The 17,677-nt window shown below is 56.5% G+C and carries 14 protein-coding genes; 9 read left to right on the top strand and 5 right to left on the bottom strand.

Translation table 11 applies throughout. The annotated features are described in order from the left end of the window. Positions 1-23 precede the first annotated feature (23 nt). Positions 24-3,296: a DUF5107 domain-containing protein gene (locus tag WFK85_RS18925; protein WP_336709004.1), complete on the bottom strand. Its 3,273-nt coding sequence runs from the start codon at positions 3,294-3,296 to the stop codon at positions 24-26. Between the two features lie 116 nt (positions 3,297-3,412). On the opposite strand from WFK85_RS18925, the gene WFK85_RS18920 reads away from it, so the two are divergent. From WFK85_RS18920 to WFK85_RS18885, 8 genes are all read left to right on the top strand, one after another. Next, positions 3,413-4,606 (top strand): ROK family transcriptional regulator, encoded by a 1,194-nt coding sequence (locus WFK85_RS18920; RefSeq protein ID WP_336709003.1) that lies wholly within the window; start codon positions 3,413-3,415, stop codon positions 4,604-4,606. A 130-nt stretch (positions 4,607-4,736) separates the two neighbouring features. Then, positions 4,737-5,159: a DoxX family protein gene (locus tag WFK85_RS18915; protein ID WP_008459445.1), complete on the top strand. Its 423-nt coding sequence runs from the start codon at positions 4,737-4,739 to the stop codon at positions 5,157-5,159. Between the two features lie 383 nt (positions 5,160-5,542). Then, positions 5,543-6,526, top strand: coding sequence for an autoinducer 2 ABC transporter substrate-binding protein (locus WFK85_RS18910; protein ID WP_008459446.1), 984 nt, complete (start codon positions 5,543-5,545; stop codon positions 6,524-6,526). 107 nt (positions 6,527-6,633) lie between these two features. Then, positions 6,634-8,133, top strand: a complete 1,500-nt coding sequence (locus WFK85_RS18905) for an ATP-binding cassette domain-containing protein (RefSeq protein WP_166990436.1) — start codon at positions 6,634-6,636, stop codon at positions 8,131-8,133. After that, positions 8,126-9,115, top strand: coding sequence for an ABC transporter permease (locus WFK85_RS18900; protein WP_039305740.1), 990 nt, complete (start codon positions 8,126-8,128; stop codon positions 9,113-9,115). Before WFK85_RS18905 ends, WFK85_RS18900 begins: the two co-directional genes overlap by 8 nt. Before the next feature lies 1 nt (position 9,116). Next, complete coding sequence (locus WFK85_RS18895) at positions 9,117-10,070, top strand: ABC transporter permease (RefSeq protein ID WP_166990433.1); 954 nt, start codon at positions 9,117-9,119, stop codon at positions 10,068-10,070. A 16-nt stretch (positions 10,071-10,086) separates the two neighbouring features. After that, on the top strand, positions 10,087-11,724 hold the full coding sequence (locus WFK85_RS18890) for an FGGY-family carbohydrate kinase (protein WP_336709002.1): 1,638 nt from the start codon (positions 10,087-10,089) through the stop codon (positions 11,722-11,724). After that, positions 11,721-12,320 carry an SIS domain-containing protein gene (locus WFK85_RS18885; protein WP_336709001.1) on the top strand — a complete coding sequence of 200 codons (600 nt, stop codon included), beginning with the start codon at positions 11,721-11,723 and terminating at the stop codon, positions 12,318-12,320. Before WFK85_RS18890 ends, WFK85_RS18885 begins: the two co-directional genes overlap by 4 nt. A gap of 45 nt (positions 12,321-12,365) precedes the next feature. On the opposite strand, the gene glyA is transcribed toward WFK85_RS18885, so the two are convergent. Then, on the bottom strand, positions 12,366-13,619 hold the full coding sequence (gene glyA / locus WFK85_RS18880) for a serine hydroxymethyltransferase (protein ID WP_008459452.1): 1,254 nt from the start codon (positions 13,617-13,619) through the stop codon (positions 12,366-12,368). 328 nt (positions 13,620-13,947) lie between these two features. On the opposite strand from glyA, the gene hmpA reads away from it, so the two are divergent. Further along, the gene (hmpA, locus tag WFK85_RS18875) at positions 13,948-15,138 is read left to right on the top strand and encodes an NO-inducible flavohemoprotein (RefSeq protein WP_166990428.1); all 1,191 of its coding nucleotides are present in this window, start codon (positions 13,948-13,950) and stop codon (positions 15,136-15,138) included. A 49-nt stretch (positions 15,139-15,187) separates the two neighbouring features. Here hmpA and glnB read toward each other — a convergent pair whose 3' ends face one another. The 3 genes from glnB to qseG form a co-directional block, all read right to left on the bottom strand. After that, the gene (gene glnB / locus WFK85_RS18870) at positions 15,188-15,526 is read right to left on the bottom strand and encodes a nitrogen regulatory protein P-II (RefSeq protein ID WP_002438074.1); all 339 of its coding nucleotides are present in this window, start codon (positions 15,524-15,526) and stop codon (positions 15,188-15,190) included. Positions 15,527-15,592: 66 nt separating this feature from the next. Beyond that, positions 15,593-16,930, bottom strand: coding sequence for a two-component system response regulator GlrR (gene glrR / locus WFK85_RS18865; RefSeq protein ID WP_008459460.1), 1,338 nt, complete (start codon positions 16,928-16,930; stop codon positions 15,593-15,595). Further along, entirely contained in the window at positions 16,927-17,676 is a 750-nt protein-coding gene (gene qseG, locus WFK85_RS18860) for a two-component system QseEF-associated lipoprotein QseG (protein WP_237717588.1), read from the bottom strand. The genes glrR and qseG overlap by 4 nt, the downstream gene beginning before the upstream one ends. Between the last annotated feature and the right edge of the window lies 1 nt (position 17,677).

Below are 17,677 nucleotides of genomic sequence, written 5' to 3'. Positions count from 1 at the left end.
TCATCGTCGCCCGCCAGTTATTGTTAAAGTACGCCGGTGCTAAGGGCCTGACGCAGCAGATGCGCCTTGTCATGGGCCGGGTTAAGGGTCAGCAGGGCTTCCACCCGCTGGTTGAAGGCGGCGATATCCCCCAGGCCGAGCCACCCAAGCGCCTCCACAAACAGGCAATGCTGCTGATGTTGTTTCCGCGGGTCGCCGTTGAGCGCAATCAGGTCCGGCAGGGAAACGGCGAAGAAATCGGCCTCAACCCCGTCGGCACGGTGCGCCTGCGCCCAGTCAACAAAGGCTTTGAATTGCTGATGGGCCGCCTCAAGCTCACCCAGCTGTTTGAGGGCCATAGCCTGATAGAAGAGGTAGTCCACGGGCTGGTCGTTGTAGTAGCGCCCGGCCGCCAGGGAACTCCCGCCCTTCAACGCCTGCTGGAAGTAGGATTTCGCCCGTTCGTGACGCTGCAGGAGCTGCGCACAGCACCCAAGCAGATACCAGATATCGTTGTCGGTTTGCCCGACCAGACGGCCTTCGCCGAGGTTTTCCGGGTAGCTCAGCGCCTGTTGCAGCAGCTCCTCCGCCTGGCCGTATTGGCCGGCAGACATACTGGCCAGGGCGAGCCGCTGTTGACTGATAATGTACTGCCCCGTCACTTTGCCTTCGCCGCCTTCCCACGGATGGAACTTGCGTTCAGCCAGCACCTTCGCGGCAGCTTCCTGCTTGCCATGCTGGTTCCACAGGCTCAGCAGCTCGGCAGTGAGATCGTCACGTTTTAGCGCAACGTCACGCTTCGCCTCCAGACGGGTAAGACGCTCCTCTGGTGCGCGGCCATTCAGCTTCAGCAGGAAGTCGAGTTCAAACAGGAAGCGCGCATTATCAGGTTCGAGATCAACGGCACGCTGCAGCAGCGTTTCAGCTCGCTGAACGTCCTGCTCTTTGTTCCAGGCATGAATCGCCAGCACGCGCTGCACGGAGGCAAACTCAGGCATCTGTTCAGCGCAGAATGCCCAGCAGGTTAGCGCCTCTGCATAGCGACGTTTGCTGTACCAGAAGCAGCCCAGCAGATACTGCGCAAAACCATCCTGCGGGAGGCGCATCAGCATTTGCACTTCATCCAGCGTGTTAGGGAAGCGAACCCGGGCGGTAAACTGCTCCCGAGCCTGCACGAGATAGTTTTTCTGGCGCTGTGGATCGGATTCCAGCGAGGCCTGCCACAGCAGCGGCATCGTTTCCTGGGCATTCAGCACGGTGAGCAGTTCACGCGCGGCATGTTCTGCCCCAAAGCTCATTAGCCAGCCGGCCAAAACGCTGACGTTAGTGCCACGTTGCCCGGTCACCTGCCGCAGCTTTTGCTTGTCACCTTCACTCTGGGTTATCGCCCAGCGGGCATAATGCAGGGCATAACTCAGCGGCCAGACGGCAAGCTGCTGCTCAATCCACGCCAGCGCCGTCGCTTTTTCTCCTTGCTGAGACAGCGCCAGCGCTTTCAGCCCCATTGCGAGGTTATTCGAGGCGTTGAACTGCAGGCTTTGGGATACCAGCGTTAAGGCGCGAGCCGTTTCCCCTTTGCGCATTGCCAGTCGGGCCAGGGCATAAAATGCCGCATCCCGGCAGTTGCCGCTCCAGCTGGCCTTGTAGTAAGCATCGAAGGCGCCGTCGTAGTCGCCCAGGCGCTCTTTCGCCGAGCCGAGAAGCTGGCTGGCATCGCCATTTTGCGGGTTTTTGTTCAGGCGGTGGGCGCGCTGCAGCGCCGCGTCGGCGTGCTCTTTGGCTTTTTGCCAGTTGCCCCGGTTGAATTCGAGCGTGCCCAGGGCGACGTTACAGCGGGAATCGAGCGGATCAATGTCCAGCGCTCGCCGGTAATAGTCGAAGGCTGACCGGCTGGCGTGCAGATACTGCTCCAGATGCTGGCCAATGAAATAAAGCTCGTCGCAGTTAGCGATCTGTTCAGGCTTAGCCGGGGCCTGCGCCGCCTGCGGCAGAGGCAGCTCTTCCGCGATGTGTTCCAGGTAGCTGAGCACCACTTCGCCTTGCGCGTTGAGTAAGCTCAGCGTCAGCCGCTGCGGCCAGTCATCCGTCAGTTGATGCAGCCAGGCTTCCGCCGGTTTCAGGCTGAGCGGCGTTTGCCACAGGACTACGCCGTCGCTTTCAAGACGCAGCGTCACCGCTTCCAGCGGGGAAATGGCGTAGACGCCGAGTTCCAGCCTGCCCTGCTCACGCTCAAGCTTGATGGCCGCATCGGTGCTGGCGTTTTGCAGCGTCCCCAGCTTGCTGTAAGGCAGGAAGTTTTGCACAAACACTTTTTCTTCAAACGGCGCCAGCCAGGTAAAGTCCGGTTGGTTGTCGGTGAACACGCCGGTCATCAGCTCGATGTACGGGCCGTTGGTGTCGGTCAGATTGCGATCCCAGGCCAGGCCAAAGTCGCAGTTGCCCCAGGTCCACTGCTTTTTGCCCGGCGATACATGGTGATCGGCAATGTGCAGCAGACCGCCCTGTTCGCCGTGGTGGTAGGCCCCAACAAAATCGTAATTCGACTTATCGGCCATGTAAGAGGTTGGCACCGGGATGTTTTTGTAGCGCGAGATATCCACGCCCGCTGAGTAATCCACTTTGTAGTAGGTGCCGTGGGCAATCGGGAAGGCGGAAACGTCGCGTTTGCCGTGGTCAAACACCGCGGTCACGTCCGGCGGGAATACGCTCTGATGGTCGTCACCGCCCTTCACCGCCGGATTAGCCCACCACAGGAAGTGGCGCGGCGTGGCGTTGCCGTTAAAGACTTTGCCGGTAATTTCAATCAGCGCTTTTTCCGGGTAAAGCGTAAACCCGGTCATCACCTGCAGGCCGCGCATCGGCTCCACTTCGCCCAGCCAGACGGTTTGCGCCCCACTTTCGTGCTGCTGGAAGGTCACGTCTACCGGCAGAAAAGTGGTCGGGCGGTGGTGCTGAGGCCAGTTGAATTCGATCCCACCGGAGATCCACGGCCCAATCAGGCCCACCAGCGCGGGTTTGACCACTTCGTTGTAGTACACGAAATCGCGCCCCATCACTTTGTCCCAGGCTCGGTGAATACGCCCGCCCAGCTCCGGCAGCAGCATGACGCGAATGAAATCGTTCTCCAGCCAAACCGCCTGATACTCACGCATTTCACGTTTACCGGTCAGGGTGTCTATGACGCCATAGGGGTAAACCGCACCGGAAGATCCCTGATAGACACGATTTTCCAGGAACATCGGGTTGGGATCCTCTGCTCCGGTGGTCCAGGTAGGGAGTGAGATCGTTTCCTGCCTGACTTTAACGGCTCCGTACATAGCAACTCTCCAGTAAACAAATAACAGTGAATGGGGGATTGCCAACAGTTTGGAGCAGCTGATTATGATTTAATCGCTCAATGCTCACGCAATACAGTTAATGAGGTTTAGTAAACATGCAGCAGTCAGGTTTCAATAATCAGCGGGTACGTCAGCTCAACCGACAAACGCTGATGACGCTGGTATGGCGGCACAAGCAGCTGAGTAAATCGCAGTTTGCCCGCTACACCGGGCTGTCCATTCCGGCCGTCAGCAACATCCTTGAGGAACTGGTCGATGAGGGCAAACTTAGCCACTCCAGCGAAAACCTTAGCAGCCGGGGGCTGAACAGCGGCAGCTACCAGATCCCGCCGGAGGGGAATTACATCCTCTGCATGAACGTCACCCCCACCAGCATCGAGAGCCAGCTGTGCAACGCCCAGCTGTCGCCTATAGCCGACTTTGAGCGTCGCGCTATTGTGGCCCCTTCTCCCCAGATGCTGCTGTCGGCCATCGAAGCAATCTGGCAGCAACAGCGAAAAAGCTGGCCGAAAAAAACGATCAATCTCGCGCTGGGCATACACGGACAGGTAGATCCGGTGACCGGCGTGTCACAAACCATGCCGCAGGCTCCCTGGCGGGAGGCAGTGGAAATTAAATACCTGCTGGAAGAGAAGCTGAACGTTGAAGTCAGGCTGGATAACGACTGCGTGATGCTGGCCCTGGCAGAAAAGTGGCAAAACAACGGCAACCGGGAAGATTTCTGCGTGCTTAACGTGGATTACGGCATCGGCTCTTCGTTTGTGATCAACGGGCAAATCTATCGCGGCAATCTGTACGGCAGCGGGCAAATTGGCCACACCATAGTTAACCCGGACGGCATGGCCTGCGACTGCGGGCGCTATGGCTGCCTGGAAACCGTGGCTTCGCTCAGCGCGCTGAAAAAACAGGCCCGCATCTGGCTCAAAACGCACCCTGAGGCGCAGCAGCACGATCCGGAAAAGCTCACTTCCCGGCAGCTGGTTCAGGTGCTGCATGCCGGGGATGAAAGGGTCGCCCGCTGGGTAGAAGATTCGGCCAATGCGATTGGGCTTAGCCTGTATAACTTCCTTAATATTCTCAACATTAACCAGATCTGGTTCTATGGCCGCAGCTGCGAGTTTGGCGAAAACTGGCTGAGCGCCATTAAACAGCGCATTGGTTTTAATCCGTTCGACCACGGTGATGGCCTGAAGAGTCACGCCACGCAAATAAACTTCGGGCAGCTCACCCGCGCTCAGCAGGTGATGGGGATTGGTTATTTATATGCCGAGACTGCGCTGATGGAATAACGAGATGGCGTCGGGCGTCATTAATAAAAACATTCATTAACACAAACAACGCGGTAGAGGCGCAGCGGCAATGGCAGGCTCGGAAGTTGTGTATTAACTTTAAATTGAGTCCACTACAGGCGAGCCCGCTATGAACACACTCCGCTATTTCGATTTTGGTCAATCTCGTGCCCTGATCCTGCTTATTGCCCGTATTGCGTTGATTCTGCTGTTCATTATTTTCGGCTTGCCGAAGCTCAGCGGATTCAGCGGCACCGTGGCGTATATGGAGCATCTTGGCACCCCACTCCCGACGCTAGCCGCCGCGATTGCGGTGTTTATGGAAGTTGTTGCCGCTATCCTGGTGATCATCGGGTTCTTTACCCGCCCGCTGGCCATTTTGTTTGTGTTTTATACCCTCGGCACGGCGCTCATCGGTCACCATTACTGGAATATGACCGGGGATGCAGTGATGCCTAATATGATTAACTTCTATAAAAACATCAGCATAGCTGGTGGTTTCCTGCTGCTTGCGGTCACCGGCCCTGGCGCGATTTCCGTCGATAAGCGCTAAATTTCTGCCTCACTTAAAGGCCGCTAATGCGGCCTTTTTCATTTGTTTCCCGCTCATTTTGCTTGATACGCTTCAGCTCACAATTTCGTAACATTTTTTTGCTGGCTTGCACCCTCTTTGCTGCCAAAAACGTCCCCTTAACGGCAAATTGTTTATTAATTGTTTCTTATATGTTTCATTTCTGGCTATTAATTAACACCACCATGTCCGTCCAGTTTAAAAAAACATCATATATTTAACTATTTTTTAACTAAATTAGATCTAAAAACAAACAATAATGGGCGTGCATCACATTTAGAAAAACTGCGATTCATTCCCTCTTCCCTTCGTTGCTAGTCTCCTCTCCGTGACATGCCTCAGTCCCTAATAAAAAAGGTACACCTATGAAATTCAAACTCGCATTACTCAGTGCAACCCTGATTTCTGCATGCATGTTGTCCGGTACGGCCGTTGCGGCGGATAAGTATGAAATCGCAGTGGTGGCGAAAGTCACCGGGATCCCATGGTTTAACCGGATGGAAACCGGCGTCAACGAAGCGGCAAAAAAACTCAACGTTAACGCTTACCAGACCGGGGCCTCAACGCCCGATCCGGCTCAGCAGGTGAAGGTGATTGAGGATCTGATCGCCAAGAAAGTGAACGCCATTATTGTGGTGCCTAACGATGCCAAAGTACTGGAGCCAGTACTGAAAAAAGCGCGCGATCAGGGCATCGTGGTGCTGACGCATGAATCCCCTGACCAGCAGATCGGCCAGTGGGATATCGAAACCATCGACAGCGAAAAATATGCTCAGGCCAACATGGACGAGCTGGCGAAAGACATGGGTGGCAAAGGCGGCTATGCGATTTACGTCGGGTCGCTGACCGTGCCGCTGCACAACGCCTGGGCGGATTCCGCCATTAAATATCAGAAAGAAAAATACCCGGATATGTTCGAAGTGACTTCGCGCCTGCCGGTGGCGGAGAGCATCGACAAATCCTATTCCACCACGCTCGATCTGATGAAAACGTATCCGCAGATGAAAGGCGTGATCGGCTTTGGCTCCCTCGGCCCAATCGGCGCGGGCCAGGCGGTACAGAAGAAACGTGCGAAGGACAAACTGGCGGTTGTCGGCATTGCCATGCCGGGCCAGGCGGCACCTTACCTGATGCGCGGCGACATTAAAAAAGCGCTGCTGTGGGATCCTAAAGATGCCGGTTACGCACTGGTTACCGTGGCCGATCAGCTGCTGCAGGGCAAAGCCGTGACCAAAGACCTGACCATTGACGGTCTGGGCAAGGCCGATGTCGACATGGATAAGAAAGTGATCCGTTTTAACAAGATCCTCGAAGTCACCAAAGATAACGCTCAGTCACTCGGTTTCTAAGGCACTCCGCCAACACCAGGGAAACCGGAATGCCGGTCAGCCGACCGGCATTCTCCAACAAGATTATTTTGTGGCGCCCACGTCGGGCGCCGGCAGGGGCATTACCCATGACCGACACATCCGCATTTATCACTCTTGAGAATATCAGCAAGCAATTCCCGGGCGTGCGGGCGCTGGATAACGTCAATCTGACGCTCAGAAAAGGCGAAGTTCATTGCCTGGCCGGGCAAAACGGCTGCGGTAAAAGCACGATCATCAAAGTGATTTCCGGCGTCTATCATCCGGAAAAAGGGGCGCAGATTGCCCTCGACGGCAAACTGTTTCACAGCCTGACGCCCACGCTTTCCGCGCATTACGGCATCCAGGTGATCTACCAGGATCTGTCGCTGTTCCCCAATTTCAGCGTGGCCGAGAATATCGCCGTGCACCGCTATCAGCCAGGCGGCAGCCTGTGGGTTAACCGCAGCGTGATGAAAGCCCAGGCGCTGGCGGCCATGCAGCGCATTGGCGTCACGCTCGACCCGGACAAAAAAGTCGAAAAACTCTCGATAGCCGATCGCCAACTGGTGGCGATTTGCCGCGCCATTGCCGCTGACGCCCGGTTGGTTATTATGGACGAACCCACTGCGTCGCTTACCCGCCAGGAGGTTAACGGCCTGCTGCGGGTGGTGAATGAACTCAAAGCGGACGGGATTTGCGTGGTGTTTGTCAGCCACCGTCTGGACGAAGTGATGGAAGTCGCCGACCGCATTAGCGTGATGCGCGACGGGAAGCTGGTCGGCACCTGGCAGGCCAGCGAGCTGGACAGCAACGAGCTTGCGTTCCTGATGACCGGGCAACGCTTCCACTACAGCCCGCTGCCGGAAAAACCTCCGGTAGAAAAACAGCCGATGCTGGAGCTGCGCGGCCTCAGCCGCAAGGGCAAATACCACAACATCAATCTGTCGCTGCGCAGCGGCGAGATTGTTTCCATCGTCGGCCTGCTCGGGTCGGGCCGCACCGAACTGTGCATGAGTCTGTTCGGCATGACGCAGCCGCAAAGCGGTGAAATGCTGATCGACGGCGTGCCGGTAACGTTTCGCAATAACCACGATGCGATCAAACACGGCATCGGCTACGTGTCAGAAGATCGTCTGACTCAAGGCCTGATCATGGAGCAGTCGATCTACGACAACACGATTGTCACGGTCTTCGACAGGCTTCATACCCGCAGCGGCCTGCTCGATCATGAAAAAGCCCGTCATCTGGTGGCCGATCTTATTCGTGAGCTAAACATCAAAGTCTCCGATGCCGGGCTGCCGGTAAAAACCCTTTCGGGCGGCAACGCCCAAAGGATTGCCATCGCCAAATGGGTAGCGACTAACCCACAAATATTGATTCTCGACTCGCCCACGGTGGGCGTGGATATCGCCAATAAAGAAGGTATTTACCAAATCGCCCGTTCCCTGGCGGAACAGGGGCTGGCGGTACTGATGATTTGCGATGAAATCCCTGAGGCGTATTACAACAGCCACCGCGTGCTGGTGATGCGCCGGGGCGAGCTGGTCGCAGAGTTTAATCCTCATCGCAGTAGCGAGCAGGACATTGCTGAGGTGGTCAATGAATAACCCTCGTTTTTCCCGCCTGGCCGGGCAACATGAGTTCTGGCTGGGTCTTCTGGTGGTGGCTCTGGCCGTTGGCCTGAGTATCAGCACCGATGAGTTTTTGTCCCTCGGTAACCTGACGGATGTCGCCACCAGCTACGCCATTCTCGGTATTCTGGCCTGCGGGCTGTTTGTGGTGCTGATTTCCGGAGGGATTGATATTTCGTTCCCGGCGATGACCGCTATTGCCCAGTACGTGATGGCAAGCTGGGTCATTGCCCACGGCGGTAATTTTGCGCTGGCGCTGGTGATTTCCATTGCCGTGGGGCTGCTGCTCGGGCTTATCAACGGCTTCCTGGTTTACTGGCTGCGGGTCCCGGCGATCATCATCACCATTGCCACCCTCAACGTTTACTACGGCCTGCTGGTTTACCTCACCAAAGGCACCTGGTTGTACGGCTTCCCGGACTGGTTTATGAACGGCATTAACTGGTTCTCTTTCACCGCCAAAGACGGTTACCAGTACGGGTTAACCCTGCCGCTGCTGTGCCTGGCCGCAGTGATTATCTTTACCGCCGTGCTGATGAACTACACGCGCCTTGGCCGCCAGATTTATGCCATGGGCGGCAACCGCGAGGCGGCGTCCCGGCTGGGGATGAACCTGCTTAAGCTGCACTTCTACGTCTACGGCTATATGGGGATTCTGGCCGGTATTGCCGCCGTCGTTCAGGCGCAGATCACCCAGTCCGTTGCCCCAAACTCGCTGCTGGGCTTTGAGCTAACGGTCCTGGCGGCGGTCGTGCTCGGCGGGACAAGCATGAGCGGCGGGCGCGGGACGCTCACCGGCACCCTGCTCGGGGTTATCCTGCTGGCATTCTTACAAAACGGTCTGACGCTGCTGAGCGTGTCCTCTTACTGGCACGCCGTGTTCAGTGGCGTGATTATCCTGGTCAGCATCAGCGCCACGGCCTGGAATGAAAAACGCAAACTCGCAAGGGAGCTTTGAGATGAAAACCTTCGCCAGATTTTTACCCGGTGACGCCATCATCCGGCTGCAGTGCGTGATTATTGTGGTGGTTGCCGTGGCGTTTTCGCTGCTGCTGGGCGGGCGCTTCTTTAGCCTCGCCAACTTCCAGTCCATCGGCTCTCAGTTGCCTATTCTTGGCATGCTGGCGCTGGGTATGGGAATGACAATGCTGACCGGCGGGATCAACCTGTCGATTATTGCCGGGGCGAACGCCTGTTCGCTGGTGATGGCGGCCATTATCGTCAGCCACCCGGATAACCCGCTGTTCTTCGCGCTGGCGCTGCTGGCGGGTATTGCCGTGGCGGTGGCTATCGGCACGCTAAACGGCGCGCTGGTCGCCTGGGTCGGCGTTTCGCCTATTCTGGCTACGCTCGGCACCATGACGCTGATTTCCGGCCTCAATATTTTGCTGTCTAACGGTACGGTGATTTCCGGCTTCCCGGCGGCAATTCAGTACCTGGGTAACGCCACGCTGCTCGGCATTCCGGTCGCGCTGCTGCTGTTCCTGCTGGTTGCCGTCCTACTCTGGGTATTGCTGGAGCACACCACGCTGGGACGCAGCCTTTATCTGGTCGGCTCCAACGAACAGGCCACTCGCTTCAGCGGCGTTAACACCGTACGGGTGCAGATATCGGTGTACGTGATTTCCGCGCTGCTCGGCTGGGTGGCCGCCATTCTGATGATGGCCAAGTTCAACTCCGCCAAAGCCGGGTACGGTGAGTCTTATCTGCTGGTCACCATCCTTGCTTCTGTGCTGGGCGGCATAAACCCGGACGGCGGCTTTGGCCGCATTATCGGCCTGGTGCTGGCGCTCATTGTGCTGCAAATGCTGGAAAGCGGCTTTAATTTGCTGGGGATCAGCAGCTATTTGACCATGGCGCTCTGGGGCGCGGTGCTGATCCTCTTTATCGCATTACAGAATCGTAAAGCCTGAGTTCAGGAGAATCATTATGGCGAGTTACTTCATTGGGGTGGATGTAGGGACGGGAAGCGCCCGAGCGGGCGTCTTTGACCTGAATGGCAGAATGGTTGGCGAGGCAAGTCGGGCGATTGAGATTTACCGCCCACAGGCGGACTTCGTTGAGCAATCCTCGGACAATATCTGGCAGGCGGTTTGCAACGCGGTGCGGGATGCGGTTAACCAGGCCGACATTAATCCGATTCAGGTAAAAGGGCTGGGATTCGACGCCACCTGTTCCCTGGTGGTACTGGATAAAGAAGGTAAGCCGCTGACCATCAGCCCTTCAGGGCGCAGCGAACAGAACATCATTGTGTGGATGGATCACCGCGCCATTACCCAGGCCGACAGAATTAATGCCCTGCACCACCGCGTACTGGACTACGTGGGCGGGATTATTTCCCCGGAAATGCAAACGCCAAAATTGCTGTGGCTTAAACAGCACATGCCGAATACCTGGTCTAATGCCGGTTACTATTTTGACCTCCCGGACTTCCTGACCTGGCGCGCCACCGGGGATGATACCCGCTCGCTCTGCTCCACCGTCTGCAAATGGACCTATATGGGCCACGAAGACAAATGGGACAGCAGCTACTTCCGCCAGATTGGGCTGGAAGATCTTCTGGAGCACGATGCGGAAAAAATTGGCCGCTATGTAAAAACCATGGGGGAGCCACTGGGCCACGGCCTGACGCAGCGCGCCGCAAGCGAGATGGGGCTGATTGCCGGCACCGCCGTCAGCGTCTCGATTATTGACGCCCATGCCGGCACGCTCGGTACGCTCGGCGCCTGCGGCGTTTCGGGCGAAGTGGCAGACTTTGACCGCCGCGTGGCGCTCATCGGCGGCACCTCTACCGGGCATATGGCCATTTCAAAAGAAGCTCGTTTTATTAATGGCGTTTGGGGGCCTTACTACTCCGCCGTGCTGCCGGGCTACTGGCTCAACGAAGGCGGCCAGTCGGCCACCGGAGCGCTTATCGACCATATTATTCAGTCTCATCCGTGCTATGAGACGCTGCTTGCCCAGGCGAAGACTCAGGGGCAAACCATTTACGAACTGCTGAACGCTCTGCTGCGTAAAATGGCCGCGGAGCCGGAAAACATCGCCTTCTTAACGAAGGATATGCACATCCTGCCCTACTTCCACGGCAACCGTTCGCCGCGCGCCAACCCGACGCTAACCGGCGTTATCAGCGGGCTGAAGCTTTCCCGCACGCCGGAAGATATGGCGCTGCAGTACCTGGCGACGATTCAGGCTATCGCACTCGGTACCCGCCATATTATCGAAACCATGAACCACAGCGGCTACACCATCGACACCATCATGGCGAGCGGTGGCGGCACTAAAAACCCTATCTTCGTTCAGGAGCACGCCAACGCCACCGGCTGCGCGATGTTGTTGCCGGAAGAGAGTGAGGCGATGCTGCTGGGCAGCGCGATGATGGGCACGGTGGCGGCGGGCGTGTTTGATTCCTTCCAGGAAGCGATGTCGGTCATGAGCCGCATCGGCAAAACGGTCACACCGCAGACTAACCGCATCAAACAGTATTACGACCGGAAATACAAAGTGTTCCACGAGATGTACCTCGACCACATGAAATACCGCCAGCTGATGCAGGAGGAAGCATGAGCGCCTCCTGGCAGCAGGCCGTAAACGCATGGGAAACCTGCAGTCGCGAACTTGCGGCGCTGGAACAGCGCTTGAGCGAGCCGCTGTGGCTCGCCTTGCTGGCCGAACTGAGAAACTGTAAAGGCAAGATTGTGGTCACCGGCGTCGGTACTTCGGGCATCGCCGCGAGGAAAATTGCCCATATGCTGGCCTGCGTCGAACACCCGGCTATTTACCTCAGCGCGACGGATGCGGCGCATGGTGATCTAGGGTTCCTCCGTGCGGACGATCTGATGATCATGCTTTCCCGGGGCGGGAATTCCGATGAGCTGACGCGGCTGCTGCCGGGCCTGGTGGCCAGAAACGTCCCGCTGATTAGCGTCACTGAGAACCCGGATTCGGCCATCGCCCAGGCAGCAAGGCTGGTGATTCCTACCGGCGTGAAGCAGGAAATGGATCCGCTGAATATGCTGGCAACCACGTCGATAATTCTGGCGCTGGCGATTTTTGATGCCGCCTGCGCCTGCCTGATGAGCGAGAGCGGGTATTCGAAGGAGACGCTGCTCGCCGTTCATCCCGGCGGGGATGTCGGGCTGACGCTAAGCCAGAAGCAATAAAAAAAGGCTCCCGATTGGGAGCCTTTCAACTTTTCAGCTTAACGATTATGCGTAAACCGGGAAGCGGGCACAGATATCCAGCACTTTACCTTTGACGCGCTCGATAACCGCTTCGTCATTGATGTTGTCCAGAACGTCACACATCCAGCCAGCCAGCTCTTTCACTTCCGCTTCTTTAAAGCCGCGGCGAGTAACAGCCGGAGAACCGATACGGATACCGGAGGTCACGAACGGGCTCTTCGGATCGTTTGGTACGCTGTTTTTGTTCACGGTGATGTTGGCGCGGCCCAGGGCAGCGTCAGCTTCTTTACCGGTCAGGTTTTTATTAACCAGATCCAGCAGGAACAGGTGGTTTTCAGTCCCGCCGGAAACCACTTTGTAGCCACGGTTCAGGAACACTTCCACCATCGCTTTGGCATTTTTCGCAACCTGCTGCTGGTAAACCTTGAACTCAGGCTCCATCGCTTCTTTCAGCGCCACAGCCTTGGCCGCGATAACGTGCATCAGCGGGCCGCCCTGCGCGCTTGGGAATACCGCAGAGTTCAGTTTCTTGTAGAGATCTTCGTCGCCGCCCTTCGCCAGGATCAGGCCACCGCGTGGACCCGCCAGGGTTTTGTGGGTGGTGGTGGTGACAACGTGTGCGTGTGGCACCGGGTTCGGGTAAACGTCTGCGGCAATCAGGCCCGCAACGTGCGCCATGTCAACGAACAGGTAAGCGCCGATGCTGTCTGCGATTTCGCGCATCTTAGCCCAGTCAACCACGCCGGAGTAGGCAGAGAAGCCGCCGATGATCATCTTCGGCTTGTGCTCTTTAGCCTGCTTCGCCATGTCTTCGTAGTCAATTTTACCTGACTCATCAATACCGTAAGGAATGATGTTGTACAGCTTACCGGAGAAGTTAACCGGGGAGCCGTGAGTCAGGTGGCCGCCCTGCGCCAGGTTCATGCCCAGCACGGTATCGCCCGGCTGCAGCAGCGCGGTGTATACCGCAAAGTTAGCCTGGGAACCGGAGTGTGGCTGCACGTTCGCATAGTCTGCGCCAAACAGCTCTTTTGCACGGTCGATAGCCAGCTGCTCGACGATGTCCACGTACTCGCAACCGCCGTAGTAGCGCTTGCCTGGGTAACCTTCAGCATATTTGTTTGTCAGCTGAGAACCCTGAGCCTGCATCACGCGTGGGCTGGTGTAGTTTTCGGAGGCGATCAGTTCAATGTGCTCTTCCTGACGTACTTTCTCTTGCTCCATGGCCTGCCACAGTTCGGCATCATAATCGGCAATGTTCATTTCACGCTTTAACATTCGCATCTCCTGACTCAGCTAACGGTAAAAATTTTACTGCAATGAGGGGGCCCATTTGGGCGACGGGCAACAGTGTAAACCGAAACCCTTTCGGGTGATAGGGCTTGACAGAGGTTTTTACGCAAACGATTACCCAGGCATGAAATAAGGCTTCAACGCAATAAACCCTGCATCTCTTTGCCGGATATTTCTTCATCAATACTATGCGTATTTTTCACGTTCTGTGAGCTCAGTCGTTAACAACGATAACCCATTTACAACATAAGGCCATTTCTATAAGATGCATTTAAAATGCAATTTATACACTACGCTGTTTATGGAGACCGCCATGCTAGACGCACAAACCATCGCCGTTGTTAAGTCGACCATCCCTCTGCTGGCCGCGACCGGGCCTAAACTTACCGCCCACTTTTATGAGCGCATGTTCAGCCACAACCCTGAGCTGAAAGAGATCTTTAACATGAGCAACCAGCGCAACGGTGACCAGCGTGAAGCGCTGTTCAACGCCATTTGCGCCTATGCTTCCAACATCGAAAATCTGGCCGCCCTGCTGCCCGCGGTAGAGAAAATCGCCCAGAAACACACTACCTTCCAGATTAAACCGGAGCAGTACAACATTGTGGGCGGCCATCTGCTGGCCACGTTAGACGAGCTGTTCAGCCCGGGGCAGGAAGTGCTGGACGCATGGGGAAAAGCCTACGGCGTTCTGGCGCAGGTCTTTATTAACCGTGAATCAGAAATTTACCAGGATAACGCCGCTAAGCAGGGTGGCTGGGAAGGCACGCGTCCCTTCACTATCGTAGAGAAAAAAGAGCAAAGCTCACTGATCACCAGCTTCGAACTTGCCCCGTTAGACGGCGGCCCGGTGGCAGATTATCAGCCGGGGCAATACCTCGGCGTCTGGCTGAAACCTGTTGGTTTCCCGCATCAGGAAATTCGTCAGTACTCTTTGACCCGCCAGCCGAACGGGAAAAGTTATCGCATTGCCGTGAAGCGTGAAGAGAAAGGTATGGTCTCAAACTGGCTGCACAATCATGCTCAGGCGGGGGATCGGGTGCATCTGGCTTCACCGGCAGGCGACTTCTTTATGGACGTAAAATCGAACACGCCGGTAACGCTGATTTCCGCAGGCGTCGGCCAGACGCCGATGCTCTCGATGCTGGACACGCTGGCGAACGGTGGCCATCAGGCACAGGTCAACTGGCTGCACGCCGCCGAGCACGGGGATGTGCATGCGTTTAGCGAAGAAGTGGCAGGGCTTGGCGCTCAGTTGCCGAAATTTGAAAGCCACGTCTGGTACCGTGAACCCTCCGCAGAGGATCGTGCTCAGGCGCGCTTTGACCGTGAAGGACTGATGAATCTGCTGGAAATCGAAGGGAAGTTAAGCGATCCGGCGATGCAGTTCTATCTCTGCGGCCCGATCAACTTTATGCGTTTTGCGGCGGAACAGCTGGTGAAGATTGGCGTGAATAAAGACAGCATTCACTATGAGTGCTTTGGCCCGCACAAGGTGATGTAGTTTAGTAAGACTGCCCCTCGCCCTTCCAGGGTGAGGGGCAAAATCTAAATCAAATCGCCGCGTCGTCTTCTTCGCCGGTACGAATACGCACCACGCGCGCCACATCAAACACGAAAATCTTACCGTCACCGATCTTGCCGGTCTGGGCCGTGCGGATAATGGTGTCCACGCAGGTATCAACGATATCGTCGGTCACCACAATTTCAATTTTTACTTTTGGCAGAAAGTCCACCATGTATTCGGCACCGCGGTACAGCTCGGTATGCCCTTTCTGACGGCCAAAACCTTTGACTTCCGTCACCGTCATGCCGGTAATGCCCACTTCAGCCAGCGCTTCGCGCACATCATCCAGTTTGAAAGGTTTAATAATCGCATCAATTTTTTTCATGGTATTACCGGTGTCCCCGCGCGGCGTTTTGTTCTGTTAGTAATCGGTTGCTCACACTACCACAGCCTACTCTTTAAAGTCATTGGCCTCGAGTTCATGCCTGGCCAGTAATTTATAGAATTCGGTTCGGTTACGCCCCGCCATGCGTGCGGCATGGGTGACATTTCCTTTGGTAATTTGCAGCAGCTTACGCAGATAGTTTAGTTCGAACTGGTTACGGGCTTCGACAAATGTCGGCAAGGCGGTGTTTTCGCCTTCCAGCGCCTGCTCCACCAGCGCTTCGCCAATCACCGGGGCTGAGGTCAGCGCCACGCACTGCTCAATCACGTTCACTAGCTGACGTACGTTACCCGGCCAGCTTGCGGTCATCAACCGCTTCATGGCGTCGGTGGAGAAACTCCGAACGAAAGGTTTATGCCTGTCGGCGGACTGGCGTAACAAATGATTCGCCAGCAGCGGAATATCTTCGGCACGTTCATGCAACGCAGGAATTTTCAGGTTCACAACGTTGAGGCGGTAGAAGAGGTCTTCACGAAACTCCCCGCGCTCCATGGCTTTCGGCAAGTCCCGGTGCGTGGCGGAGATAATCCGCACGTCGATGTCCAGATCGCGGTTGCTGCCCAGCGGGCGAACTTTTCGCTCCTGCAAAACACGCAGCAGCTTAACCTGCAGCGGGATAGGCATATCGCCGATCTCATCCAGAAATAGCGTTCCACCTTCTGCCGCCTGGAACAGGCCTTCGCGGCTGCTCACCGCCCCGGTAAAGGCTCCGCGAGCGTGGCCGAACAGCTCTGACTCAAGCAACTGTTCAGGCAGCGCGCCACAGTTAATCGCAATAAACGCTTTTTTGCTGCGCGGGCTGGCGTTGTGTATCGCCTGGGCCAGAATCTCTTTCCCGGTGCCGCTTTGGCCGTTAATCAACACGCTGACGTCCGACTGCGCCACCATGCGCGCCTGCTCGAGTAAACGCTGCATAATCGGGCTGCGGGTCACAATGGTGTCGCGCCACATGTCATCGCCAGCGATGACGGTATGCTCAAGCGCGTTGTCGATGGCCTGATAAAGTGCGTCTCTGTCCACCGGTTTGGTGAGGAAGCTGAATACACCCTGCTGGGTCGCCGCCACCGCGTCAGGAATTGAACCGTGCGCAGTCAGGATGATCACCGGCATCCCCGGCTGGCCTTTTTGGATCTCCGCGAACAGCGCCATGCCGTCCATTTCGTCCATCCTGAGATCGCTTATCACCAGGTCGATTTTTTCCCGTGCCAGGACTTTCAGCCCCTCAGCCCCGCTTTCAGCCGTGGTGACCGTATAGCCCTCGCTCGACAGGCGCATTCCCAGCAGCTTTAACAGGCCAGGATCATCATCCACTAATAGTAAGCGCGCAGGTTTCCTTTGCGTCATGGTTTTGCCTCCGGCTGCGATTTGTTTGAAGCGCCGCTATCGTCGTCGTCATTGTCATCCGTGCTGTGCGTGCCGGGCACCAGATTGCTTCCCGGCTTGCGGCTGGAAAGCTGACGCTCAATGTCGGTCAGATTTTCCAGCTTGCGCGTAGTGAGATCGAGCTGGCTGCGAAGGCGCTGCTGCTGCTCTCGCAGCGTATCCAGCTCGCCGTCGGTTGACTGCTGCAGCTTGCTGTAGCGCGTGCGCTCATCCGAGAGTTTAAGCTGAGACTGTTGCCCGTCGCGCCAAATCTCAAACAGAGAACGTACCTGCACAGGCACTTCGCTGGTCATGGTCTCGAGCTGGGTCATGTAGCGGCGGCGCTCGGTCGGGGTAATTTTAGCCGTAGACAGCAAAATGCCGCGCTTAAACGTGTCCTGCCAGGTTTCCGCTGGCCACTGGCGGGCTTCCGCGCGGGCTTCTGCCGGTGACAGGCGCTGGGCGCAATCCATACCGCGAAGCCAGTAAAGCGGGTTACTGCTGACGTCATGCCCCGTGAGATCCCATATTTCGGTGCAGTCCGTGGACAGGTAATCAGGGATTTGTTGTTCTGGAATATGCGGTTTGTGGGCCTCATCCAGGCTGCTGGACACCCTTGCGGGGGCGCAGCCTGTCAACAGCGTCGCGCCAACCAGCGCCCCAGATACCCAGCAAATCAGGCGAGTCAAAGACCCGCGGCGCGGTTCACGCAATAAAAGTACTTTCATC

This window comes from Cedecea sp. VD22 (assembly GCF_037150195.1).
Lineage (GTDB): Bacteria > Pseudomonadota > Gammaproteobacteria > Enterobacterales > Enterobacteriaceae > Cedecea.
This window is presented reverse-complemented; position numbering and strand designations above follow the sequence as displayed.